Here is a 24,190-nt window from a genome sequence, read left to right as displayed (position 1 = left end):
TTATGACCTAAAAGATCAATTAGCGCTTTACTTCAAAAGAATGATACTCTATTTTTAATTCTTCAATTTTTTCTACTAATTGCCCTTTACGTAAAATAACAATTAGTTTTTCTTGAAATTCGACCAGACGGTGAGCATGGTTTAGTAGTGCCTGTAATACCTTTAATGATTCAATCAGACGAACTGGCGACTGAGAAACTTCATCCTTCTTTGATTTCCAAGGTTTGATTTGTCGTTCAAAGGCTTGCTTTACCCCTGTAACTTCAGATGTTAACTTATCCAATGCAATGAGATCGTCAGCACTCAATTCTTTTAATGAAGATTTTCCTAACGAACGCATTGCTTCTTGCATCTCTAAAACCATTGATTTTAATGTATTTGTTACACTAGTCGTCGCCTGATCAACATTTAGTTGTGTTTTGGTTGGAGAATTATAAAAAATAAGAGTCGTCGGCGGTTCCCAAGGCAGCACTTTTTTGATTTGATTGTGTCCCAATGCAAAAAGAGGAACAGTACCAAGATAAATGGCATCTGCTCCTAGAGCTAAAGCTTTAAGACACTGCCCCGGAGTAAAATATCCACCTCCTGCAATCAAACTAATGGGTCTATTTCCTAAATAGCGTTTTGCACGATCCAACGCGATCAAAATAGGTATACCGAAATCATCTTGTTTAATTGGAGATGTTGCATGAGACCCTCCTCCTGTTCCATCAATCACAATGACATCAAATCCTAACTCTATCGCTACGGATAATTCTTCCTCAATTCGATCTGTTGCCATCATCTTTAATGCAATGGGAATCCCCTGAGCCCGCTGACGCAAATTTTTCATAAAACCAGGCCAATCCTCAAGTTTTTCAACTCCAGGTGGCGCTGGCAAGGTTACAGCAGCTTGACCAGGCTTTAAACCAGCAAGTTGTTGCGCTCTCCCTTCAAATTCAATAGCCTGAATCGTTGCAGTGCCTACATCTGCTCCTTGTCCCATCTTAACTTCCAGCATGTCAGCAGAAGATATTTGTTCCATGGTTCTTCCGCCCCATGACCATTGACAAATTTGTAAAACAAATTTCCCTGCTTCCTCTGGTTCTTCAGGAAGAAAAGGTCCCTCGCCCGAACATATAGCCGTATCTAATTTTTTTGAGGCTCTAGCCAAAGCGATTTTAGCTTCTTCACTGAGAGCCAAGCCATAAGCCATCCCAGCAATCATGAGAGGAATTTTGATATTCATAGGTTTTTCAGCATTAGGTCCAATCGTTACACTCAAATCTACAGGAGCACCTTCCGGAAGAGATAGCCCTGTCATTTGACGAGGATTAAACATCAAATTATCATATCCAAGCACATGCTTAGGAGAACCTAGAGGACGCGTTATTACGGTTCCACGTTCAGCGCGCAAACTTAATTCTAGTAAATTTAGAATTGAAAAACGTGTAAGAGACGGTAGCAATTCCATAAGATTCTGGGTATATGTATCTGTAAGCAGTATTGATGTGATATGGATTGTTATTTTTTTTACAATATAGCGCATGATCGGTTTAATTAACACAATACTCATTAGGAGAAAAATGATCAAAACAAGTATTGCTGGGAATACCCCTTTTAGATTTGTAATGATTATTTCTATCATGATTATCCTCTTAAAAAATTACTATTTCCTTTATTATAATGCAATGAAGCATTTTACCCCTTATTGGATTCGAACAATACTTAGGCATTTTAGATAACCTAGTATGATCGTTATTCTATCCGAATACATCTATAATTAAACACCTATAACTCGGTGAAAAACCCCATAGTCCATTTTTACCGTCGAATGATTACTTATATCGAAATTATAAAACCCACAAATTACATTTTAAGTAATCGTGGGTTTTTTCGCTAATCATATTTTTTTCGACCTATTGCCCAGCTAATCTTTTATAGTTTTCCAATCGTTCTTTCGCATCTTGCTCAGTTTTATCAAACAAAGCTTCTGCCATTTCTGGGAATTGTTTTTTCAATGATGAATAACGGACTTCACCCATCAAAAATTCTTTGAAATCCATAGTAGGCTCTTTCGAATCAAGGATAAAAGGATTTTTACCTATATCTTTTAGCTGTGGGTTATAACGGTATGTGGACCAATAACCACTATCCACCGCTCGTTTGGCTTCTAGCTGGCTGCAACCCATTCCTAATTTAAGCCCGTGGTTGATGCACGGTGAATAAGCAATGATCAATGATGGACCTGGATAAGCCTCAGCCTCAGCAATCGCTTTAAGGGTTTGGTTCTTATCAGCCCCCATAGCAATTTGTGCAACATAGATATAGCCATAACTCATGGCGATCATGCCCAGATCTTTTTTCCGAGTCTTTTTGCCGCTAGCAGCAAATTTGGCGATAGCTGCAGCCGGTGTCGCTTTTGAAGACTGACCACCTGTATTGGAATACACTTCTGTGTCAAAAACTAGGACATTTACATTTTCCCCTGAAGCCAATACATGATCGAGACCTCCGAAACCGATATCATAAGCCCATCCATCACCACCGAATAACCATTGAGATCTTTTTACCAAAAAGTCTTTGTTTTCATAAATTTCCTCAAGCAATGGATGATTGCCTTTAACCTGTTCTAAAACTGCAATCAGTTGATCAGCCCGCTCACGCGTCCCATCACCATTTTCTTGGTTATCTAACCAATCCGTACATGCAGCTTTAAAAGCTTCTCCCAGTTCTAATTCCATTGCTTGCACAATATGATTAGCCAGTTGTTTTCTGATCTGTTTTACACCAAGAAGCATACCCAGACCAAATTCAGCATTGTCCTCAAACAAGGAATTCCCCCAGGCTGGCCCATGTCCCCGATGATTTTTGGTATAGGGTACCGATGGCGTACTGCCTGCCCATACTGAAGAACATCCTGTAGCATTAGCCACCATCATTCGATCACCATATAATTGAGTCACAAGCTTCGCATAGCCTGTTTCTAAACAACCGGCGCAAGCGCCAGAAAACTCTAGAAGTGGCTGCTCGAACTGACTGCCCTTCACAGTAAATTTATTAACTGGATTGACCTTAGGTGACAAGTTCATGGCATATTCCCATAAGACATCTTGATTCATTTGAGTTGCCAATGGTTTCATTTCCAACGCTTTCTCCTTAGCTGGGCACACTTGAACACAGTTGCCACAACCCGTACAATCATTAGGAGAGATGGCCAATCTGAATTGTAAATCTTTGGCCCCTACTGCTGGTTTAGCAACGAAATCTGCTGGTGCCGTTGCCATTTCTTCACTATTAACAAGGATTGGCCGTATGCTAGCATGAGGGCAAACGTAGGAACACTGATTACATTGAATACATTTATCTGATAACCACTCTGGTACATTAATAGCAATACCACGTTTTTCATAAGCTGATGTTCCCAAAGGATAAGTACCATCTTCATACTCTTTAAAGGTACTGACTGGAAGGTTATCTCCACCTTGACGATTCATAGGAACAAGAACATTTTTAATGAAGGCAGGAACCTCTTTTGCCAGTTCACTGCTGCAAGCGCAAGCAAACTTGGTCTGGTCACTAGCACTGTCCTTGGCACTTTTCCAACATTCTGGAACTGCAACTTTTACCAATGCCTCGACCCCATTATCAATGGCTGCATTATTCATCGCAATGATCTTGCCGCCTTTATTCCCGTAAGATTCAATAACCGAATCCTTAAGGTATTGTATGGCTTCGTCCAGTGGGATGATATTAGCCAGCTTAAAGAACGCTGACTGCATGATCATATTGAAACGACCACCTAGACCAAGATCTTGAGCTATTTTCACCGCATTTACAATGTAGAAATTGATGTTGTTCTCGGCAATGTAGTGTTTTAGCGTACCTGGTAGTTTTTCATCCAGTTCTGCTACTGACCAAGTCGTATTCAGCAGGAAAGTTCCTCCTGATTTTAAACCAACTAATAGATCATATTTATCCACATAAGATTCTTGAGAGCAAGAAATAAAATCTGCTTTATTGATCAGATAAGGGGATTTTATCAGCTTATCACCAAAGCGCAAATGAGAAACAGTGATGCCACCAGATTTTTTGGAGTCATAAGCAAAGTAAGCCTGGGCATACATATCCGTCTTATCACCAATAATTTTTATGGCACTCTTATTGGCCCCGACTGTACCATCAGAACCGAGACCCCAAAACTTACAGGCTTTAGTACCAATATCAGTGGTTTCAAAATCCTTGCCTACCGGAAGGGATGTATAATTGACGTCATCGATAATGCCCACGGTAAAATGATCTTGAGGACGCTCGGCTTTAAGATTCTCAAACACACCATGAATATGACTTGGAATGATGTCCTTTCCACCAACACCACAGCGACCACCTACGATAATAGGCTGGGACTCTTTTCCATAAAAAGCAGTCTTAACATCCATATAAAGAGGTTCTGCTTGGGCACCGAGTTCTTTGGTGCGATCAAGAACAGCAATTTTGGTTACTGTCTCTGGAATATATTTAAAGAAATGCTCCAAAGAGAAAGGACGATATAGGTGGACATTTAAAAGACCAACCTTTTCTCCCTGAGCATTAAGATAATCTACCGTTTCTTCAATGGTTTGGCACATGGAACCCATGGCAATGATTAGACGCTCAGCATCAGGAGCACCATGATAGTTAAATAAGTGATATTCGCGACCCGTAATTTTTGTTATTTCCGCCATATAGCTTTCAACGATAGCGGGTAACTCATCCCAATAACGATTGGATACTTCTCTTTGCTGAAAATGGATATCAGAATTTTGTACTGTGCCTTTAAGTACTGGATGATCAGGGTTTAAACTGCCGCGACGGAAACGATTCACTGCATCACGATCTAATAATTTTTCCAGTTCATCATATTCTAATACTTCAATTTTTTGTATTTCATGAGAAGTACGGAAACCATCAAAGAAATTTAGAAAAGGTACACGGCCTTTAATGGCTGACAAATGAGCTACCCCTGCCAAATCCATAACCTGCTGTACGCTGCTTTCTGCCAGCATAGCAAATCCAGTTTGACGCGTAGCCATGACATCAGAGTGATCACCAAAAATGCTAATGGCGTTGGCACCAACAACGCGGGCACTCACGTGAAATACACTAGGTAGCATTTCGCCTGCAATTTTATACATGTTGGGGATCATTAGTAGTAAACCTTGCGATGCAGTATATGTCGTCGTCAAAGCTCCAGCATGAAGTGAGCCGTGTACTGCCCCAGCCGCGCCACCTTCCGATTGCATTTCTACAACTTCTACCGTCTGCCCAAAAATATTTTTCTTACCCTCTGCTGCCCAGTCATCCACATGTTCTGCCATATCAGATGAAGGTGTGATTGGAAAAATTGCGGCGACATCAGTAAAAGCATAAGAAATGTGAGCTGCAGCCGTATTACCATCCATTGTCTTCATTTTTCTCTTTTTGTTATTCATAACATCATTCTCCTTTAATTTCCAATATGAGTAATTAAAAACGCCCCTATACAACATATCATAAGTATGTTGTATAGGGGCGCACTATGCGCGGTACCACCCTGATTTATAACTTTATATCGGTCGAACAACCGACTCCCGATTAACGCCCAGGTCGCGCCTCTGCCTAATCCATACAGAAATCATACTGTATTTTTCGGAGAAGAGTTCATGGGTGATTTAATCAGTAACAACTCTGCACTGGTTCGCAGCAAACACCAGCTCTCTGTGGCAGTTGATTCATCACTTTTATTCCCAATCATCACTTTTGTATTTTTATTTATTCAATTTTAAACTTTCTAGAATAGATTATTGCATTTTATCGTTTCTTTGTCAATTAATATATTTTTCAAAAGGACATTTGTTCATTAGCCAAACATAGCAATTCCGAGTGGCGTAATCAACAATGGGTGAGGAGGAACATGAACTTCTCGTCCAAAAGCTTTACTAAATTCTTCGCCAAAACCACTAAAGGTAGCAGTACCACCTACAACATATACAGGATAATCTTGATATTCATCCTGCCCCGCTAACATTTGTTTAACAATTGTTGCCATTTTTTCAATGACAGGCAATATAACAGGTAGAATACGTCGATGCTGACTAACATCTTTTTTGAGAATCTCAGCTTCTTCCACAGTTATTTTATAAGCCCCTGCTATGGTTAAGGTAATATGAGTTCCCCCTGTTGCCTCATCCGCAGTGAAAATCAAATCTCCGTGTTTCAATACAGCAATCCCTGTCGTACCGCCTCCAATATCCACAACAATACCATGATTTATATTCAAAGCTTTGGCTGCTGCCACAGGTTCATCAATTTGGCAAATAGGTTCGAGTCCTGCTCCTGCAATCACATGCCCACAAGCTTGTGCATTACGACCAACAGTACCCGGTGGAATGGCCGTTGCCCCTTGGTCTAGGGTAATTCCCATGAGTTCTTCAACTTCAGCTTTTAATTCCTCAACAATCATCGTGGCTCCTCTAAAATCAACCACTAAACCATCTTTTACCACAGAGGCCCAACGCATACTTCCCGCTACTGGATTTCCGTGGCTATCAGTCACGACAAGTACCACATCTGCTGTACCAAGATCCACTCCTACTTTATAGGGCCCTGGCAAATCAGCAACTGTACCTGTTTCAATGAGATGATATAATTGATGAATTTTTTCATATTGTTCCATTTTTATCCTCCTACCCTCATGCATCTTCAGGCAATATTACTCTTATTATTAACCTTATTATTCAATATTTCCTGCTATGAAGAGGCGATTTAACTGTCTGGTTCTTTTCATATATTGCTCAGTTTTTAAAACCTCAGTTCCCTAAAAGGATAAAGAAAAAAAGACATACAAAACCTAATAGTAGTTGCATGTCTTTTATCATAATCTAAACGCTAAAACTTGCTCCCGATGGCAAGGTATAGTTACTTTCATTTTTTTCATAAGATTGCATCATGGAATCCAACAATTGCTGTCCGAGCAAACCGCCACTCATAGCCACGACATTTGTAGCGTTTGCTTGCATTTCACTTTCATGTTCTTTCATTTTCGTTGCAATCGTTTTGATGTCATCATCTGTGGCTGTTCCATCAAGCACTTTTTTCATCAAACTATCCATATCCGAAGTAGAAGCGGTTGTTGACGTTGAAGTCGAAGTTGTATCAGAGGACTGACTTTGCATCTCTGTAGCCATCTCTTTTAATTTAGCAGTCAAAGTCTCTATATCCGAGTCACTTGCCGTACCTGCTGCTACGCTATCAATTAAATTTTTCAGTTCATCATCAGAAGATCCACTCGGCGGCATGGGAGGTTTACCTCCGCCAAAATGAGCTTGCATATCACTAGCACGGTCTTTCATTTTCTCTGCGATTGTTTTTACATCATCTGCAGTCGCAGTGCCATTTACAACTTTGTCAATCAAGCTTTTCATCTCAGAATCAGAAGAAGTACTATCCGCTGAAGCCGTATTGTTAAATCGACTTTGTACATCTGTCGCCATCTCTTTGAGCTTGGCAAGCAATTCACTTATATCAGAATCACTCCCTGTACCACTTGCGACTTTATCAACTAGATCTCTCATCTCGCCAGCTTTACTTGAAATATCTTTATCATCAGTAGCACTTGTTGAATTTTTTTGCGAGTTCAAAAGACTAAATGCATTTAGATTGGAACTGGTTATAGTAGACCAATTATTTGTTGCTGAAATACTCACATTATTTCCTCCTATTCATATGTTAACGATTCTAGACTCCTCTGCTTTCTTTATCGCATAAGAGTCTTTGAAATTTCTTTGATAATTAAATGCTTTTCAAAGAATCTTCCTTTACAATAGATAGGTAAGATTATAATATAGGTAAACGTATACTAAAGAAGGTGCTTTGATGCAATTATTACTCGTAGAAGACGAACAGCGATTATCGGAAGCCTTATCTTATCTTTTGAAGAAAAAAGGTTACGCTGTAGACACTGCCCCCGATGGTGAAGTTGGATTAGACATGGCCGCAACTGGCGTCTATGATTTACTCATACTTGATCGCATGTTACCTCACCGTGATGGAATCTCTTTATTAAAAGAATTCCGTCTTATGGGATTTGATACTCCTGTATTATTCCTCACTGCCAAAGATACACCCGACAACCGGGTGGAAGGTCTCGACTCAGGTGCTGACGATTATCTGATTAAACCCTTTTCTACAGAAGAATTATTAGCCCGTATTCGGGCTCTTACCCGTCGTCAGACTAAAGAGTTAGTGGGCAATACGATCAGCGCAGCTGGTTGGGTACTCAATCCTTTGCGAAGCGAAGTCATAACAAATGACCAAACCATTAAATTAACCATTAAGGAATCTCTCCTCTTAGAACTCTTAATGCGTAATTGCGGACTTGTTGTCAGTAAAGATCGGATTATGGAAAAAGTTTGGGGTTATCACGCAAGCATTGAGCTGGCCAATGTAGACCTTTATATCCATTATCTCCGCAAGAAATTGAATACCTCCTTAATTAAGACCGTTAGAGGGGTCGGCTATTATTTGAAGGAGGATAATGATGTTTCGTAAACTCCGACTTCAACTTATGCTCGTTAACCTAAGCGTCATTGTTGTATTATTTTTCTTGTTAATTACGGGCACCTATTTTTTTGTACAAGATAGAATGATTAATGGCGGAAAACACATGAGAAATAAATTTTCTCATGATCTAATGATGGGCAAATTTAATAATTTTCCACCTGATCCAGGTCCTGGCCCCGGTCCTGATTCTGAGCACGACCACCCTCCTGGTCCAATTATGTTCTTTGTGAAGATAAACTCAGCAGGTGATATCAGCCAAACCTCTCCTATAACGCCTCTGACAAAAGATCAACTTTCGCGTCTTGCAACACAAACACAAGAAATCGGTTTAGATACAGGAAGTCTTTTATTTAATCAAACTGAATATTTTTATCAAATTACTCCCATTAACGATCAACAAGATGTTTTTATCATTTTTCAAGATTTTCAGCGAGATCGTGATTTATTAAAATCTTTAGTTACGGACTTAAGCCTTACGGGACTCATTGGTATGATTTTATCCGTATTTGGTAGTTTTTTTATGGCTAATAAAGCCATGATACCCATTCAAAAATCCTGGAAACAACAGAAGGATTTTCTGGCAGATGCTTCTCATGAATTTCGCACCCCACTGGCAGTCATTCAAACAAATCTCGAAATTGTACGTGATAATCCTAAAGAAACAGTAGAAAGCCAAGCACATTGGCTCAATAATATTCACGAAGAAACAATTTGCATGACAAAATTAGTTGAATCTCTACTTTTTTTAGCAAGAGCAGATTCACAGCAACAATTACTCACTCATAACTATTTCCTACTCGATCAAGCCGTTATGACGGCAGCGGAGCTTTTTCGCCCCCTTGCTACCGTCCAAGGAATTGCCCTTTACCTCAAAATCAACACTCAAATTCCCTATTCTGGTGATGAAGCCAAACTGCGACAAGTCGTTGGAATTCTACTAGATAATGCGATACGTCACACTCCATCTGGTGGAGAAATAACAGTTAATTTAGAGCAAATAAATCGTGAAATTCTATTATCAGTGACAGATACAGGAGAAGGCATTAATCCTGAACATCTTGATAAAATATTTGAACGTTTTTATCAATCTGATTCATCACGCTCGAAAGGCGGAACGGGCCTTGGATTATCTATTGCCCAATGGATTATAGAAAGTCATCATGGTAATATCACTGTTACCAGCACTCCTAATGAAGGAAGCATCTTCACAGTTTGCCTCTACTCCGATCAATAAAACTTATATAAAAAAACGCATGACTTACTTTTTTTTGTAAGTCATGCGTTTTTTATATAAACCTTAGATTTGATTGTTCTCATTTTTTATCCACAAGAAGATGCAAAGTCAATATGACCAATAACCTACCAAGATCGCAAGCAGAGTATTCATCAGATCAAAATAGATCGCAACGCCTACTAAAATGATAGCAATTCCTGATATACGTTGAATCCAAGGCAACCAAAAATAAATTGACGAAAGACGAAATAGAAACTTGTTATATAAAAATGCCAACAACATAAAGGGCAGACAAAATCCCATTGCATAAATAAACAATAAAAGAGCACCATGATTCACCATTTCTTCTGTACTGGCATACATCAAAATGGATGCTAAAATAGGACCAATACACGGAGTCCAGCCAGCCGTAACGGCAGCACCGAAGATAAAAGCACCAATCGGACCGGAAAAAGTATAATTTAATAAGGGCCGCCGTTCTTGCTGCAATAAGGGGATAACCAAGAAACCCGTTAGTTGAATACCCATAATGATCATAAAGACAGCACCAATTTTTCGAATCATCTCTTGATAATTGAAAAATAGCTGTCCAATAAAAGAAGCACTAGCCCCCATCATAACAAATACCATTGTAAATCCACACAGAAAGAAAAATGAATTACGGAACAAAATCCACTGACTTGAGGACTTTTCACTTCCCCTACTTCCACTATGACCGCCTAAAAATGCAAAATAAGTTGGTAATAAGGGTAAAACACAGGGTGAGAGGAGAGATGCGATTCCAGCTATAAAAGCAGCGATTAATGAAATATCCATATCAGTCATACTCCTATAAATTGTTAATTATAGTTTCCAGTTCATTTTTCGTCACTGGACCACTTTTGCGGAAAATAATAATACCATTGCGATCGATTACAATAGTTGTCGGAATAAATTTTATTTGAAATAAATTACCGACTTCTCCATTAGAATCCAGCAATACCAGCATGGAATATCCCTTTTTATACATAAAATCATTTACAAAATTAGCTTCTTCCCGTAAGTTAATCCCATAAAAAGCGACTGTATCACTATATTGTAGCTGAAATGCATTCAGCTCAGGCATTTCAGCTCGGCAAGGCGGGCACCATGTCGCCCAGAAGTTTATAATTGTTACTTTGTCAGATGGCATTACCGTAATACTACTTCCATTCACTGCATTCAGTGTAAATTGTGGCATCATTTTACCAACCGTACTCCCAGTGTCAGGTGCAGCGCTGCAGATTGATCCCAATACCAGTAGAAATATGACCATGATCCCCATAACAATTTTGAATCTCTTCATATTCTCTCTACTCCTTTTCACATTTCTAATTCCATCGGCCCCTACACAGTATATGAAACCATCGATCCATATAGATACTCATATGATAAAGTCATTCTTCATACCAGTGATAAAAGCCTGCTCTATTTCTATATTGCCAAAGAATATGATCAAAGTAGTATTAGATCCTTTTTACCGAGAAAAAACATGACTTATTTTTTTCGTAAGTCATGTTTTTTTTGATAACTTTTAGATTTGATTATTTTTAATACGCACGACAAGTTCCTCTACTTTTTTCTTTATTGTATCGCGAGTATCTCGAAATGCATCATCGGGTTTTCCACTTGGATCTTCTAGGCCCCAGTCTTCACGGTGGCTACATGGTAAATAAGGACATTCCACATTACACCCCATGGTGACTACAATATCGATCTCTGGAATTTGACTAATCAGCTTAGGTTTTTGATTGATTTCCATATCAATACCTAACTCTTTCATAATGCGCACCGCATCTTGATTGATCATGGAACGTTCCTCCGTACCTGCGGAAAAGCTTTCAAACACGCCGTGGCCCATAACCTTACCAAAAGCCTCAGCCATCTGAGATCTACACGAATTGTGAACACAGACAAATGCCACCTTTTTCATATCATAACCATCCTTCTCTTTTATTTTTGCTCATTCATTTCTTATCACTACTATACTAAAACTTTCATAAATGATCTAGCACTACATATAAACTTCAATTTTATTTCAAAGGTTTTTCAAATATTTTTTTCCGATATCATAAACGAGTCATAGAAAAAAGAGGCATTTCAGCCTCTTTTTTCTATGGAAACTCTCATTCATATCGCAAGGCATCAATAGGATCAAGTAGTGCTGCTTTACGAGCAGGATAAATACCAAAAAATAAACCGATCAATACGGAAACGCTAAATGCTGTAAAAATAGCAGTCAGGGAAACCACCGTATTCCAGCCAGCCATAGCCGAGACCACTCGCGCTAAAATGACTCCTAAAAAAATGCCAAGTAATCCTCCGGTAACACCAATGACAATGGCTTCGACAATAAATTGCAGCAAAATATTACGGTAGGTAGCACCTAATGCTTTTCTTATACCAATTTCTCGCGTCCGTTCAGTGACAGTCACCAGCATAATATTCATAATACCAATACCGCCTACTAACAATGAAATGGCAGCAACACTTCCTAAAAACAAGGTAATCGTGCCCGTCGTTTCCTTCATCGTCGTCATCAGTGCTGTTAAATTACGAACAGTAAAATCATCCGCTACATTTACTCCTAAATGATGACGAGTTCTAAGGAGAGTCGTAATATTTTCCTGAACCTTATCAATTACCTTTTCACTTTGCACCTGTATACTAATATTATGTAAATAGGTAATGCCCATTAAACGCTCTTGGGCAGTCGCTAAAGGTACAAGGACCAAATCATCCTGATCTGACCCCATCGATGATTGTCCTTTGCTTTCCAGCAGACCAATCACCCGAAAGGGAGCTTGACCAATACGAATAGTTTGGCCGACTGGGCTTATATTTCCAAATAAATTCGTAGCTACGGTTTGACCAATGACAGCGACTCGCCCACGAGTATCATCATCACTATTGGTAAAAAAACTCCCCGATGCAATCTTGAAATTACGTATTTCCAAAAAATCAGATGTCGTTCCTTGAACATTGGTTTTCCAATTTTGATTACCATAGATAATCTGAAATTGTTGGCTGACAGCAGGTGCCACATAGTTAATACCACCAACTTGTTGGGCAATGGCTTTAGCATCTTGCTTTGTTAAGGTAATATTAGACCCTGCAGCCAAACGGACACCACCTGGCGGTGTATTCGCACCCGGCGCAACAATGAGAAGGTTACTCCCCAAACCAGCAATGGAATTTTGCACTTTTTGTTGCACACCAAGTCCAATCGAAACCATACCAATCACGGCACCAACACCAATAATAATTCCCAGCATGGTCAGGATGGATCTTAATTTATTTGCCTTTAATCCCTCAAAAGCAATTAAGATACTTTCCCAGAACATGCTTCAGCCCCCTCTTGCTTCTCATCACGGACAAGTTGACCATCGCGAACGTGAAGAATTCGACGAGCATAGGCTGCAATCTCTGGCTCATGAGTCACCAAAATAATGGTCCGACCTTGAGAATTAAGCTTACCAAAAATGTCCATAATCTCATTTCCAGATTTCGAATCAAGATTACCTGTAGGTTCATCAGCCATAATAATCGCAGGATTATTCACTAGTGCACGAGCAATCGCTACCCGTTGCCTTTGACCGCCTGATAATTCATTAGGACGATGATGCTTACGTTCTTCCAAACCAACCATCCCTAAAGCCTGCTCTGCTCTCTCGATCCGTTCTATTTTAGATACCCCTGCATAAACCATAGGCAATGATACATTTTGCAGTGCCGACATCCGTGGCAATAGGTTAAAATTTTGAAATACAAAACCGATTTTTTGATTACGCATCACTGCAAGTTCATCATCATTTAACCCCCCTACCTCCAAACCATCAATCGAGTATGATCCGCTCGTCGGACGATCAAGGCAACCTAAAATGTTCATTAACGTAGACTTACCAGATCCTGAGGGGCCCATAATCGCAGTTAATTCACCAGCTATAATCTCTAAATTCACACCTGCCAGTGCATGTACGGTTGTATCACCCATATGATACACCTTGGTCACATTCTTTAAAGCAATTGTCATGTCTTCCTCCTCACTCTAAATTGGGGGTGGTGGCCCCGAATTTTGATTATTTGTTGTCGTACGTGCCTTGGCGACAGGTACGATGACATTGTCCCCCTCACGTAACCCACTTAGAATTTCTACTTGCTCATCATCACTTAGCCCTAAATTGACTGGTGATTTTTGACTTTTACCACTTACCATAACCTCAACATATTTTTGTCCTTTTTCTTCTTTGACTGCGGCTAAAGGTACAACTAAGGTATTCTTTCTTTCGCCTATATTAATAGTAACTCTGGCAGTCATTGTTGGATATAGCAGATTTTCCGTTGCATCAACGTCAACATAGACAGGATAATATACAACATTGGACGAAGTAGTGGCACTACGAGAAATTTTAGTAACTTTACCAGTGAAAGTCTTATTTGTATAAGAATCCACACTAAAAGAAACCTCTTGTCCAGCCTTTACTTTTCCAATATCTGATTCATCAACTAACACCTTAATCTGCATTTTAGACATATCAGCGATCGTCATAATCACTTGAGGAGAAGAAATACCTTGAGCTACGGTCTGACCAGCTGGCGTCGGTATGCCAATCACCATACCATCAATTGGTGCTGTAATGACATAATACCCGAGTTGAGATGCATAATTGTCAGCTGTAGACTGAGCCACAAGATAATTAGTTCGATCAGCATCTAATTGTTGCTGAGATTCCCCACCTACAGCTGCTAATTTTTTACTCCGTTCATAAATCGCAGCATAATTCGCTAATTGAGCTTGATATTGCGCAACTTGAGCTTTAATAGCTGTGCTATCAAGGACAACTAACAACTGTCCTTTACTCACAATATCATTTTCCTTAACATTGACTTCTGTAATAAGACCTGTCACCCGAGAACTAATCTCTACAGAGTTTACTGCTGCAATCGTTCCAGTTGCAGAGACCACGGCCTTGATATTACCACGCCCCATAACAACTGTGGGCTCAACATCAACAGGGGCACTACTCTTATTAAAGTAGACTGCTGCACCTGCAACAACCAAGGCCAATCCAATGAAGACGATATACCATTTTTTATATTGATTCACTTTTTGCCAAATCATAAACACCACCATTTTTCTTTACTTAATCCCGTCTTCTTCTCATTATAAAGGATAATTGTTACAATTTTGTTACAAAAAAAAATATATATGAACGAATAAGGAGATTTTTCAATGAAAAAATCCATTTTAATTGTTGATGATGAAGTGCGTATTAGAAAATTAATTGCCGATTTTCTAATACGCGAAGGATATAGCATACTCGAAGCAACAGATGGTCGTGATGCCTTAGACACCTTAGTAACGAAGCAAGTCGATTTGGTCATCTTAGATGTCATGATGCCCGAACACGATGGCTGGACTGTATGCCGGGAAATTAGAAAGACAAGCAATATTCCAATTATCATGCTTACGGCGAAAGATGAAGAGGTCGATCAACTTTTCGCCTTTGAAATCGGCGCTGATGAATATGTCACTAAACCCTTTAGTCCAAAAGTGTTGACTGCACGAGTCAATGCCCTCTTTCGCCGCATTGAAAAAGATAAAATAGCCATTTATGGTGGTCTAGAAATTAACGAAACAGCTCGCCAAGTTTCAATTGATAACCACTCTGTCGATCTAAGTCCTAAAGAATATGACCTCTTGACCTATTTAGCTGAGAATAATGGTAAAGCGTTAAGTCGGCAGCAAATTCTAGATCAAGTTTGGAACTATGATTATTTTGGTGATCTACGCACTGTAGACACTCATATTAACAGGCTCCGTACAAAACTGGAAGACAAAAGTACCCTTGTACAAACAATAAGGGGTTATGGTTATCGATTTGAGGTAGAAAAATGACAGTCTCCCTGCGAACAAAACTATTTATCATTTTGAGTGGCCTCATACTGTTTTTCGTATTCATGTCCTTAGGCCTAACCCGTATTGGCTTAGAGAAATTTTATATTTGGCAGAAAAAAGATATTCTGATCGCCAGTAGCACAACCATTGATGATTTATACCGTGGAAACCCAGTAGAAATAGCGTTAGAACTAGAGCGAGTAGGAAATACCCTCGGTACAGGAATCATTATTTTCACCAAAGAAGGGCACATAAAATATACTTCCTTTAGTTCCCTCAGCAATCCAAAACTTCATGATCCTTTTCCTCCACTCCCCCATATGCCTGATCGTTTTCCACTTACTCCACCGCCCATTATTAAAAATAGGGAAGTCATCGATAACCAGACCGTTTTGGAAGTGGAGCAAGACCCAGATTTAAAAATCGACTTCATGATTCTTAAACATCAACTTAAAAATGAGGATATTTTAATTTTAAAACAACCTCTTGCCCCTGTTTTTCAAAGTGTGACGGTAGCAGCGCAATTTATAATATTAACTGGTATATTATTTTTATTTGCTGGTTGTATGTGGGCTTTTTATTTTGCAAAAAAATTCACTCACCCTATCATAGAACTGAATCGTATTGCCCAAAGCATGTCACAACTTAATTTTTCACAAAAATGTATTATAACCCGCAGTGATGAGCTTGGCGCCCTCGGTAAAAGTATTAATCATTTATCAGATCAACTTGACGCAGCGATCTCGGAACTCAGTGAAAAAAACCAACAACTAATGGCTGATGTGGAAAAAGAGCGCACACTTGATAAAATGCGCAAAGACTTCATATCAAGCGTTTCTCATGAACTTAAAACTCCCCTCTCTCTTATACTTGGTTATGCTGAAGGCTTAAAAGAAAATATTCCCCAAGACGAAGACGGTAAAAATTATTATTGTTCGGTCATTATTGATGAGGCTGAAAAAATGGATCGACTCGTTAAAGATTTGCTCAACTTATCACAAATTGAATCTGGGTTCTTCCAACTCAATAAAAGTAATTTTGACATTTCACTATTGCTCAATCGCATCACTCTGAAATACCTCACCATTCTATCAGAAAAAAATATTACACTGGAAATGAATACTGAAAAGAGTTATCTCGTTCATGGCGATATATTACGAATTGAGCAAGTTGTACTGAATTTATTTAACAATGCCATTGATCATACAGAATTTGCAAAGATCATCAAAATTTCTCTACAAACACTAGGAGATTATAGCAGGGTCTCGATCTATAACTCAGGACGATCCATTCCCGAAGAAAGTCTGGAAAAAATCTGGACCAGTTTCTATAAGGTTGACAAATCTCGCACGCGAGAGCGAGGAGGGTATGGGCTGGGCCTCTCCATAGTCCGCGCCATTCAAGAATTGCACGCCTCCTCCTATGGCGTAGAAAATGTAGAAGGCGGGGTTCGTTTCTGGTTTGATATTAACAATACAAAAAATAAAGGAAAGGCAGCCAATTAATTGGTCGCCTTTCCTTATTTTTCTCTCTATGTTACAAACCACATTCATCCATCAGTTTCTTAGCTTCCACATATTGAGCAATTCCAATAGCAACTTTTTTAGCTTCTTTCATCGCGAGGACCACTGTCGCTGGTTCATGCACAACATCACCGCCAGCAAAAATACCATGGCGAGTCGTCATTCCATAAGGACGTTCTTTGGTGATAACAAACCCTTCTGGACTTACGTTAATCCCCGTCGTCGTTGATACAATCCGCGAAGCAGGTCTTTGTCCAATTGCGAGAATAACTTTATCGGCAAGGAATACTTCTCTTTCTCCTGTACCAATGACTTTGCCATTTTCACCAATCTCTTGTACTTCACATTCCAGACCTGTTAATTTATTTGTTCCCATACATTGTACTGGACTTCTGAGCCATTTAAACTCCACACCTTCTTGCTCAGCAATTTCAAATTCAGATTTAAGTGCAGTCATCTCCTGCTGTGTACGACGATATACAACACTTACATTGGCAGCCCCTAAGCGCAAAGCTGTGCGAGCAGCATCAATCGCTACGTTTCCAGCTCCAATCACCACGACCTGATCACCAGCATGTACAGGCACCTCTATTGGATCGACCTTACCGCTATTGGCTAACATAACGATTTGTAAGAAATAAGTAGCCTGAATAACCCCAGGTAAATCATAACCAGGTATTTTTAAGGCTTTAGGTAACGCTGTTCCTGTTCCAATAAATACAGCATCATATCCTTGGGCAAACATCTCATCAATGGTTATTCCTTGTCCCACCAAAGTATCTGTTTGAAAAACGACTCCTAACCGCTCAATACTTTTTATTTCGCGGCGTACAACTTCCTTACTTAGGCGAAATTCAGGAATACCATACATTAAAACACCACCTGGCTCAGACTGAGATTCGAAAACAGTAACAACAAATCCCAATTTTGCCAAGTCACCAGCAACAGTTAGTCCAGCGGGACCCGAGCCAATTACCGCGACTTTGCCTTTTATATGACTTTGTTTTTTCACTGAGCTTATTTCTAATTCAGCATCAACATCAGCAATAAATCGTTCTAATTTACCAATTTTAATCCCGCATTCTTTTTTACTTAAAATACATGCTGCTTCGCATTGTTTTTCATGAGGACAAACTCGACCGCACACGGCAGGAAGATTACTACGCCGTGCAATCACAGCACTCGCCTCACCAATATTGCCACCTGCTAATGCTTGTATAAAACTTGGAATTTCATTTTCAATAGGACACCCTGCTCGGCAGAAAGGTTTAGGGCAATTTAGACACCTCTTAGCTTCACGCACAGCTTCTTTAAACGTAAACCCCTCATCAATTTCATCAAAACCAAGATCCTTATCGTCAAAGTCTTTTTTCTTATCAATTAACATAATCTTTCCCCCTTGTATTGATTGAGCCAAAAATTCTTAACATCAATGTCCAAAGCTGGAATATAGCTGCCAATTTCTTTGCTACAATTTATATATAAAATACTTTAGAACAATTTTACTCTATTTTCCGCAAAAAAAATATGATCTAAAATAAAATTCCTGGAAAGAGCAGGTCATTCATGCCAGTTACATGCATACCTTTCTTCTCTCCAGGAATTTTTTTATCTTTTAAAAATCATTTTTAGAACTCATTAAACAGGTATATTGTCATATCATTGAAGAAATTAAGAATACCAAAACGCTATTTTTTATCTAACGTTTGTCTTTAGCCTCTGGATTTAAGCATGTTGGTGGCATTTTACCGTCAATCGCTGCAAAAATATTTTGTGTACAAAGTTCTCCCATGGCAATTCGAGTATCCATCGTAGAAGTCGCAACATGAGGAGTTAATACGACATTTGAAAGTTCAGTGAGGCCTGGGGCTAGTTCCGGTTCCCATTCAAATACATCAAGACCTGCCCCCCCAATTATGCCATCACGCAATGCTTCTACTAAAGCCTTTTCATCAACTACCGGCCCACGAGAACCATTAATCAATATCGCTGTCTTCTTCATCAGTTTTAATTCGTCTGTACTAATAAAATGCTTAGTCGATGGAAGAAATGGGAGATGAATGGAAACAAAATCTGATTGACTTAGCAGAGTATCCTTATCAACAAATTTCCCACCAGTGGCTATTTCAAATTCCCGGCTCGCCTGTATATCGGTATAGATAATATTCATGTTAAATCCTTTAGCACGTTGAGCCGTCGCCTTGCCAATGCGACCACCTCCAATGATACCAATGGTTTTGCCGCTAACCTGAGCCCCGATCATATTCATAGGACCCCACCCTTTTTGTCCCGATCTGACAAATTTATCACACTCGACAATACGTCGCGCTGTAGATATGAGTAAAGCAAAAGTATGATCAGCAGCTGCATCTGTGAGAACGTCTGGTGTATTGCTAACAAAAATTCCGTGCTTTGTAGCAGCATCCACATCTATATTATTATAACCAACGCCATAATTTGCGAATATTTTACATTTTCCTTTAGCAGCCTGACAAATTTCTTCAGTAATGGAAGCCGAAACAACCAGTACAGCGTCTCTTCCTTCAATTTTTTCTAATAATTCCTTAGTACTCAGTACTCTGTTTTCTGGATTCATTTCTACTTCACAACGTTCTTTAAGTAATGCCAATACTTCCTCTGCTAATGGATAAGTAACATATACCTTGGATTTAACCATTCTTTAGCCACCTCTATTTTTCATGTTTTTTCATTTTTAAGTACATCTACCTTGCCATCCATCCTCCATCAACACATATCACTTGACCATGAACATAATTTGATGCCTTTGAAGCAAGATAAACAGCCGTTCCGCCCATATCTTCCGGTATTCCCCATCGTTTTGCTGGAATCCTGTCCATAATCTGCGCACTGCGTGTAGAATCACCAATGAGTGCTGTATTCATATCCGTTGCCATATATCCAGGAGCTATGGCATTAACATTCACACCGCGGGCTGCCCACTCATTAGCCAGTGCCTTAGTTAGTTGAGCGATACCTCCTTTTGCTGCTGCATACGCAGGTACAGTAAGACCACCAGAAAAAGATAACAGTGAAGCAATATTGATAATTTTTCCTGATCCACGCTCCAGCATACGGCAGCCAAATGCTTGGCACATTAAAAACACGGATCGCAATTGAACTTGCATGATAAGATCCCATTCTTCAATTGGAAATTTTTCCGCAGGATAACGCCTTTGAATACCAGCATTATTGATTAAAATATCCACTGGTCCAAATTTCTCTTCAATTTCAGCTACCACTGATTCAGCAGATTCTAGTTTAGCCAAATCACAGCTTATTGCGTAACATTTTTGTCCAAGGGCTTCCACTTGCGCCGCTGTTTCCGGACAAGAATCTCCCCTTTGAATCGAAACAACATCGGCTCCAGCCTTTGCCATCACTACGGCCATACCTTGGCCAAGTCCTCTATTTCCGCCAGTAACCACGGCCAGTTTTCCTTTTAATGAAAAATCAGACATATTCATAGTTAACCTCTCCTATCCACTTTATATATCAGCAAAATCACGATTAAGATTGTACAGTCTCTTGTAATTTACAAATTTCAGGTTCTGCCTCAACCGAATTTGGCAATGTGAGAGTAATGGCAGCTGCTATTAGTAATAGACCAACCAGACTGTAAACACCTATATTGTAATTGTACATTTGAATCATTAATCCGACAATATATGGCCCGAAAAATCCGCCAAGATTACCCAGCGCATTAATAGCACCACGCGCACCGCCAGCAACTTCCCTGCTAAATAAGCGAGATGGAATGGCCCAAAACACAACACCTGCCGCCTTTATAAAGAAACCAGCACCAATTAGAAAAGTATAGGATAACCAAATATTCTCCTTACTTAGAACAGATAGTAAGAGACATAAGGCAAAACCAACTAATGGAATGATAACAAAAATTTTCCGCCGGCCTGTCCGATCAGATAGATTTGAGAAAAATATCATGCCTAAAATACAGGCAATCCAAGGCGCCGTTGATAACCAGCCTATCTGATTCATACCACCTTGAGTCAAATCCTTAAGCAAAGTCGGTAGCCACATAGCAAAACCATAATCTCCTGATTGATAGCAGAAATTCAATACAATCAATTTCCACATGCTTATATTAGGCAGAAGATCCTTGAGAGATGCCTGCTTCACATGATTTTTTTCCATGTTTTCTTGTTCTTCACGCAGACTATCCAAAATATATTCTTTTTCTATTTTACTAATCCAAGAAGCTTTTTCCGGTCGATCGCTGACGAGTATCAGCCATGGAATCAGTACAACTAGAGAAATGACTCCTTCAATAATAAACATCTCACGCCATCCAGACAATGAAATAATATAGCCAGAAAGAGGACCTGTGATAATAGCTGCAACAGGCGCAAACATAAGCACAATCGCATTGGCTCGTCCCCGTTCTTCATTGGGAAACCAATTACTACATAAAGTCAACACGACTGGCAACATCCCGCCTTCAGCAATACCTAAGCAAAACCGAAGAATCAATAATTGATTAACACTCGTCACATACCCGCTTAAAATTGAAACGATTGCCCAGAAGGGAATGGATGCGGTAATAAAATGTTTTCCGCTACGTTTAGCAGCAAAATGTCCTCCTGGAATTTGTAAAAATAAATAACCAAAAAAGAAAATTCCTGCCGCGACCCCCGCCATACTAGCTGTCAATCCTAGTTCAGCATTCATACCTCCAGATATGGCAAAACCAAGATTAACACGATCCATAAAAGAAATAATGCAAACAATCATGAGTGGAGGTAGAATACGCACCCAACGTCCATTAGGTATTTTGCGGATTTCTTCGATCATCACAACACCTTCTCTTCCTTCTTTATTCTGTAAACCATACCATCTTACAACGATATAACCACATCATCTTCATGTTGTTATTTTTCTTATAATATTGCTGTATTAACCTTGATCACAACCTTACGGATTGTTGTACAACCACCATACTCACATCCCGGTCGATGAACATCCTCTGGGAAAAGAACAGTAAAGCTACCAGGCTCCATAATAAGGTCTATTTCATTCTTTATCTGTAGGTCGTAATAAATAACATCCTTCGTATCCGCCAAATCTTCTGTCACTTCATTATTACCCAAGTCTGGTGCAAAACCGATGATTTCTTTTCCTTCCACAGAAAATTGTACATCAATATACTTTCGGTGCACTTCCGGTCTCACCTGATCTTTCTCTTTTGTCTCCGTATTAATTACCTGTGCAAAGATATCCTCTCCTTCAATTGGATACACTCCGATTGCCATAGATAAAAATTCATTTTGCTTACTCTTGAAATACTCGATCGCTTTAACGATAGCTGCTGGATACTTTTTCTCCATTCCCTCTGTTGCTGCTACATTTCCAAAAAACATAATCTGCACGCCCCTTTTTTAAATATATAGTTATATATTTTTTAATTTTAAAGAACCATAAATGAAAGCGCTTTCATTTATGGTTCTTAGTATACACATAATAATCTTACTTTTCAATATATTTTTTGAAAATTTATTAGAATCTCAATTACTTTATTTAAAATAATTTTTCAAATTTAATAAAAACAGGCATTATTCCTATAAAATTAGACTTTAACCACTGTATATTTTAACGCATCTTCTATCATATTATTTCTATTCCCTCTTAATTCTTGTTCATCTTTTCCTTTAATTATGATGTATTGTTCTTTAAAATTATTTTCTCGCTATTATATTTATCAATTTAAAAGCGACTTTTAAAACTTCTTAATGAAACCCCTTTCATTTAATATTATTGAAAGTCGTGAACAAAAAAACCAGACTTATATCTGGTTTTTTTGCTCTATTATTTTTCCTAGGTACTCTTTCGTATGATCAGGTCTGGTCGAATCATAATTGTAGAAGAGACCTCTTTTTTCTCAATTAAATCATGTAGCATTTTAGCGCTCAATGAGGCAACAGTTTCAACTTTATTATCCACACTTGTCAGTTCTGGTTCACAACACTTTGCAAAAATGGAATTATCAAAACCGGTCACGGCTACATCTTCTGGCACACGCCATCCCATTTCCTTCAGTTTTTTGATCCCACCAACCGCAGTAATATCTTCACCAAATATAATTGCAGAAAATTCTTTACCTGTAGCAATCAACTTTTCCACCGCCTCATAGCCACCTTCCAAGCCATGTACGGCTTCGCTAATGGAGGTTTCGTCAAGCATGAGACCATACTGATTCATCCCTGCGATAAACCCTTCTTTTTTTCGTTCAGCGCTGTAGGTCTCCATATCTTTAATATATACAATCTTCGTATGCTGCTTTTTATGTAAATATTCTACACAACGATAAATTCCATCAAAATCATCCACTAGTACTGAATAGCCGTTATCTACATCTAGATGTCCATTAGCCAGAACAATTGGTATATTTTTTACATATTTTGAAACATATTTTTTAACCTTTTGATCATTAAAAATGGAACCAATGAGAATGATACCATCCACTTTTTTTTCCATCAACATTTTAAAATAATTGATACTCTCTGTCGTCTTGCCCCCCGTATTGCATAAAATTACACTGTAACCTAATTTGCTGAAATCCTGTTCAATTGTAAATGCTGTGTGGGCATAGTGTTGCTTACGAATATCAACAGTAATGACACCGATTGACTTTATCGAACTAGACATTAATCCACGTGCAAAGGCATTAGGCGTATAGTTATGCTTTTTTAGAATACTCTCCACTTTGAGTTTTGTTTTATCACTTATATTCTCTTTGTTGTTAATTACACGAGAAACGGTTGTAATTGAAACTCCTGCTTCCCGCGCAATATCATATATGTTCATTGCCTTTCCTCCCCAACACGCTATAACCCACTATTTTCACTCTTAGAGTCTATTGTACACCAGTAATAGCTTTCTCACTACATACTGTTTCATGAAACAATCAAGCTCAATCCATAT

At 39.0% G+C, this 24,190-nt stretch carries 20 protein-coding genes and 1 other annotated feature; of the genes, 4 read left to right on the top strand and 16 right to left on the bottom strand.

The genetic code is table 11. From position 1 onward, the window contains the following. Positions 1-19 precede the first annotated feature (19 nt). From ACAN52_RS09895 to ACAN52_RS09880, 4 genes are all read right to left on the bottom strand, one after another. On the bottom strand, positions 20-1,627 hold the full coding sequence (locus ACAN52_RS09895; RefSeq protein WP_378954561.1) for an FMN-binding glutamate synthase family protein: 1,608 nt from the start codon (positions 1,625-1,627) through the stop codon (positions 20-22). Positions 1,628-1,898: 271 nt separating this feature from the next. Continuing rightward, a complete protein-coding gene (nifJ, locus tag ACAN52_RS09890) occupies positions 1,899-5,450 on the bottom strand; it encodes a pyruvate:ferredoxin (flavodoxin) oxidoreductase (protein WP_378954560.1) in 3,552 nt (1,183 codons plus the stop codon). A gap of 72 nt (positions 5,451-5,522) precedes the next feature. Beyond that, positions 5,523-5,761 (bottom strand) — a binding site (T-box leader). 96 nt (positions 5,762-5,857) lie between these two features. Continuing rightward, a complete protein-coding gene (eutJ, locus tag ACAN52_RS09885) occupies positions 5,858-6,673 on the bottom strand; it encodes an ethanolamine utilization protein EutJ (RefSeq protein ID WP_378954559.1) in 816 nt (271 codons plus the stop codon). Between the two features lie 205 nt (positions 6,674-6,878). After that, entirely contained in the window at positions 6,879-7,703 is an 825-nt protein-coding gene (locus ACAN52_RS09880; protein ID WP_378954558.1) for a hypothetical protein, read from the bottom strand. A 169-nt stretch (positions 7,704-7,872) separates the two neighbouring features. Here ACAN52_RS09880 and ACAN52_RS09875 point away from each other — a divergent pair, with 169 nt between their 5' ends. Together ACAN52_RS09875 and ACAN52_RS09870 are read left to right on the top strand one after the other, a co-directional pair. Beyond that, positions 7,873-8,547, top strand: a complete 675-nt coding sequence (locus ACAN52_RS09875; RefSeq protein WP_378954556.1) for a response regulator transcription factor — start codon at positions 7,873-7,875, stop codon at positions 8,545-8,547. Then, positions 8,534-9,793, top strand: coding sequence for a sensor histidine kinase (locus ACAN52_RS09870; protein WP_378954555.1), 1,260 nt, complete (start codon positions 8,534-8,536; stop codon positions 9,791-9,793). Before ACAN52_RS09875 ends, ACAN52_RS09870 begins: the two co-directional genes overlap by 14 nt. A gap of 108 nt (positions 9,794-9,901) precedes the next feature. On the opposite strand, the gene ACAN52_RS09865 is transcribed toward ACAN52_RS09870, so the two are convergent. From ACAN52_RS09865 to ACAN52_RS09840, 6 genes are all read right to left on the bottom strand, one after another. Next, complete coding sequence (locus tag ACAN52_RS09865) at positions 9,902-10,609, bottom strand: cytochrome c biogenesis CcdA family protein (protein WP_378954554.1); 708 nt, start codon at positions 10,607-10,609, stop codon at positions 9,902-9,904. A 13-nt stretch (positions 10,610-10,622) separates the two neighbouring features. Next, entirely contained in the window at positions 10,623-11,117 is a 495-nt protein-coding gene (locus ACAN52_RS09860) for a TlpA family protein disulfide reductase (RefSeq protein WP_378954553.1), read from the bottom strand. A 228-nt stretch (positions 11,118-11,345) separates the two neighbouring features. Beyond that, on the bottom strand, positions 11,346-11,744 hold the full coding sequence (locus tag ACAN52_RS09855) for an arsenate reductase ArsC (RefSeq protein WP_378954552.1): 399 nt from the start codon (positions 11,742-11,744) through the stop codon (positions 11,346-11,348). A 193-nt stretch (positions 11,745-11,937) separates the two neighbouring features. Next, positions 11,938-13,155, bottom strand: coding sequence for an ABC transporter permease (locus ACAN52_RS09850; RefSeq protein WP_378954551.1), 1,218 nt, complete (start codon positions 13,153-13,155; stop codon positions 11,938-11,940). Continuing rightward, a complete protein-coding gene (locus tag ACAN52_RS09845) occupies positions 13,134-13,844 on the bottom strand; it encodes an ABC transporter ATP-binding protein (protein ID WP_378954550.1) in 711 nt (236 codons plus the stop codon). Before ACAN52_RS09845 ends, ACAN52_RS09850 begins: the two co-directional genes overlap by 22 nt. Before the next feature lie 15 nt (positions 13,845-13,859). Next, positions 13,860-14,933, bottom strand: a complete 1,074-nt coding sequence (locus ACAN52_RS09840) for an efflux RND transporter periplasmic adaptor subunit (RefSeq protein WP_378954549.1) — start codon at positions 14,931-14,933, stop codon at positions 13,860-13,862. A gap of 111 nt (positions 14,934-15,044) precedes the next feature. Here ACAN52_RS09840 and ACAN52_RS09835 point away from each other — a divergent pair, with 111 nt between their 5' ends. Both ACAN52_RS09835 and ACAN52_RS09830 read left to right on the top strand, forming a co-directional pair. Continuing rightward, positions 15,045-15,710, top strand: a complete 666-nt coding sequence (locus tag ACAN52_RS09835; protein ID WP_378954548.1) for a response regulator transcription factor — start codon at positions 15,045-15,047, stop codon at positions 15,708-15,710. Continuing rightward, a complete protein-coding gene (locus tag ACAN52_RS09830) occupies positions 15,707-17,215 on the top strand; it encodes an ATP-binding protein (protein ID WP_378954547.1) in 1,509 nt (502 codons plus the stop codon). The genes ACAN52_RS09835 and ACAN52_RS09830 overlap by 4 nt, the downstream gene beginning before the upstream one ends. 31 nt (positions 17,216-17,246) lie before the next feature. On the opposite strand, the gene ACAN52_RS09825 is transcribed toward ACAN52_RS09830, so the two are convergent. The 6 genes from ACAN52_RS09825 to ACAN52_RS09800 form a co-directional block, all read right to left on the bottom strand. Then, positions 17,247-18,620, bottom strand: a complete 1,374-nt coding sequence (locus tag ACAN52_RS09825; RefSeq protein WP_378954546.1) for an NAD(P)-dependent oxidoreductase — start codon at positions 18,618-18,620, stop codon at positions 17,247-17,249. A gap of 312 nt (positions 18,621-18,932) precedes the next feature. Further along, a complete protein-coding gene (locus tag ACAN52_RS09820) occupies positions 18,933-19,910 on the bottom strand; it encodes a 2-hydroxyacid dehydrogenase (RefSeq protein ID WP_378954545.1) in 978 nt (325 codons plus the stop codon). A gap of 46 nt (positions 19,911-19,956) precedes the next feature. Continuing rightward, positions 19,957-20,718 carry a 2-dehydro-3-deoxy-D-gluconate 5-dehydrogenase KduD gene (kduD, locus tag ACAN52_RS09815; RefSeq protein WP_378954544.1) on the bottom strand — a complete coding sequence of 254 codons (762 nt, stop codon included), beginning with the start codon at positions 20,716-20,718 and terminating at the stop codon, positions 19,957-19,959. Positions 20,719-20,761: 43 nt separating this feature from the next. Next, positions 20,762-22,063 (bottom strand): MFS transporter, encoded by a 1,302-nt coding sequence (locus ACAN52_RS09810; RefSeq protein ID WP_378954542.1) that lies wholly within the window; start codon positions 22,061-22,063, stop codon positions 20,762-20,764. 86 nt (positions 22,064-22,149) lie between these two features. Continuing rightward, positions 22,150-22,629, bottom strand: a complete 480-nt coding sequence (locus ACAN52_RS09805; RefSeq protein WP_378954540.1) for a YhcH/YjgK/YiaL family protein — start codon at positions 22,627-22,629, stop codon at positions 22,150-22,152. Positions 22,630-23,083: 454 nt separating this feature from the next. Beyond that, complete coding sequence (locus ACAN52_RS09800; protein WP_378954539.1) at positions 23,084-24,073, bottom strand: LacI family DNA-binding transcriptional regulator; 990 nt, start codon at positions 24,071-24,073, stop codon at positions 23,084-23,086. Positions 24,074-24,190 lie beyond the last annotated feature (117 nt).

The sequence above is a fragment of the Pelosinus sp. sgz500959 genome, from assembly GCF_042610375.1.
Lineage (GTDB): Bacteria > Bacillota > Negativicutes > DSM-13327 > DSM-13327 > CTSoil-075.
The sequence above is the reverse complement of the archived record's forward strand: the minus strand, read 5'-3'. Positions and strand labels throughout refer to the sequence as shown.

Excerpts from the sequence above, each read along its gene's own strand:
- ACAN52_RS09830 (WP_378954547.1), top strand. The coding sequence starts at position 15,707 with ATGACAGTCTCCCTGCGAACAAAACTATTTATCATTTTGAGTGGCCTC.
- ACAN52_RS09865 (WP_378954554.1), bottom strand. The coding sequence starts at position 10,609 with ATGGATATTTCATTAATCGCTGCTTTTATAGCTGGAATCGCATCTCTC.
- kduD (WP_378954544.1), bottom strand. The coding sequence starts at position 20,718 with ATGAATATGTCTGATTTTTCATTAAAAGGAAAACTGGCCGTGGTTACT.
- ACAN52_RS09875 (WP_378954556.1), top strand. The coding sequence starts at position 7,873 with ATGCAATTATTACTCGTAGAAGACGAACAGCGATTATCGGAAGCCTTA.
- ACAN52_RS09840 (WP_378954549.1), bottom strand. The coding sequence starts at position 14,933 with ATGATTTGGCAAAAAGTGAATCAATATAAAAAATGGTATATCGTCTTC.
- ACAN52_RS09835 (WP_378954548.1), top strand. The coding sequence starts at position 15,045 with ATGAAAAAATCCATTTTAATTGTTGATGATGAAGTGCGTATTAGAAAA.
- ACAN52_RS09800 (WP_378954539.1), bottom strand. The coding sequence starts at position 24,073 with ATGAACATATATGATATTGCGCGGGAAGCAGGAGTTTCAATTACAACC.
- ACAN52_RS09810 (WP_378954542.1), bottom strand. The coding sequence starts at position 22,063 with ATGATCGAAGAAATCCGCAAAATACCTAATGGACGTTGGGTGCGTATT.
- ACAN52_RS09820 (WP_378954545.1), bottom strand. The coding sequence starts at position 19,910 with ATGGTTAAATCCAAGGTATATGTTACTTATCCATTAGCAGAGGAAGTA.
- nifJ (WP_378954560.1), bottom strand. The coding sequence starts at position 5,450 with ATGAATAACAAAAAGAGAAAAATGAAGACAATGGATGGTAATACGGCT.
- ACAN52_RS09855 (WP_378954552.1), bottom strand. The coding sequence starts at position 11,744 with ATGAAAAAGGTGGCATTTGTCTGTGTTCACAATTCGTGTAGATCTCAG.
- ACAN52_RS09895 (WP_378954561.1), bottom strand. The coding sequence starts at position 1,627 with ATGATAGAAATAATCATTACAAATCTAAAAGGGGTATTCCCAGCAATA.
- ACAN52_RS09845 (WP_378954550.1), bottom strand. The coding sequence starts at position 13,844 with ATGACAATTGCTTTAAAGAATGTGACCAAGGTGTATCATATGGGTGAT.
- ACAN52_RS09850 (WP_378954551.1), bottom strand. The coding sequence starts at position 13,155 with ATGTTCTGGGAAAGTATCTTAATTGCTTTTGAGGGATTAAAGGCAAAT.
- ACAN52_RS09860 (WP_378954553.1), bottom strand. The coding sequence starts at position 11,117 with ATGAAGAGATTCAAAATTGTTATGGGGATCATGGTCATATTTCTACTG.
- ACAN52_RS09870 (WP_378954555.1), top strand. The coding sequence starts at position 8,534 with ATGATGTTTCGTAAACTCCGACTTCAACTTATGCTCGTTAACCTAAGC.
- ACAN52_RS09825 (WP_378954546.1), bottom strand. The coding sequence starts at position 18,620 with ATGTTAATTGATAAGAAAAAAGACTTTGACGATAAGGATCTTGGTTTT.
- ACAN52_RS09805 (WP_378954540.1), bottom strand. The coding sequence starts at position 22,629 with ATGTTTTTTGGAAATGTAGCAGCAACAGAGGGAATGGAGAAAAAGTAT.
- eutJ (WP_378954559.1), bottom strand. The coding sequence starts at position 6,673 with ATGGAACAATATGAAAAAATTCATCAATTATATCATCTCATTGAAACA.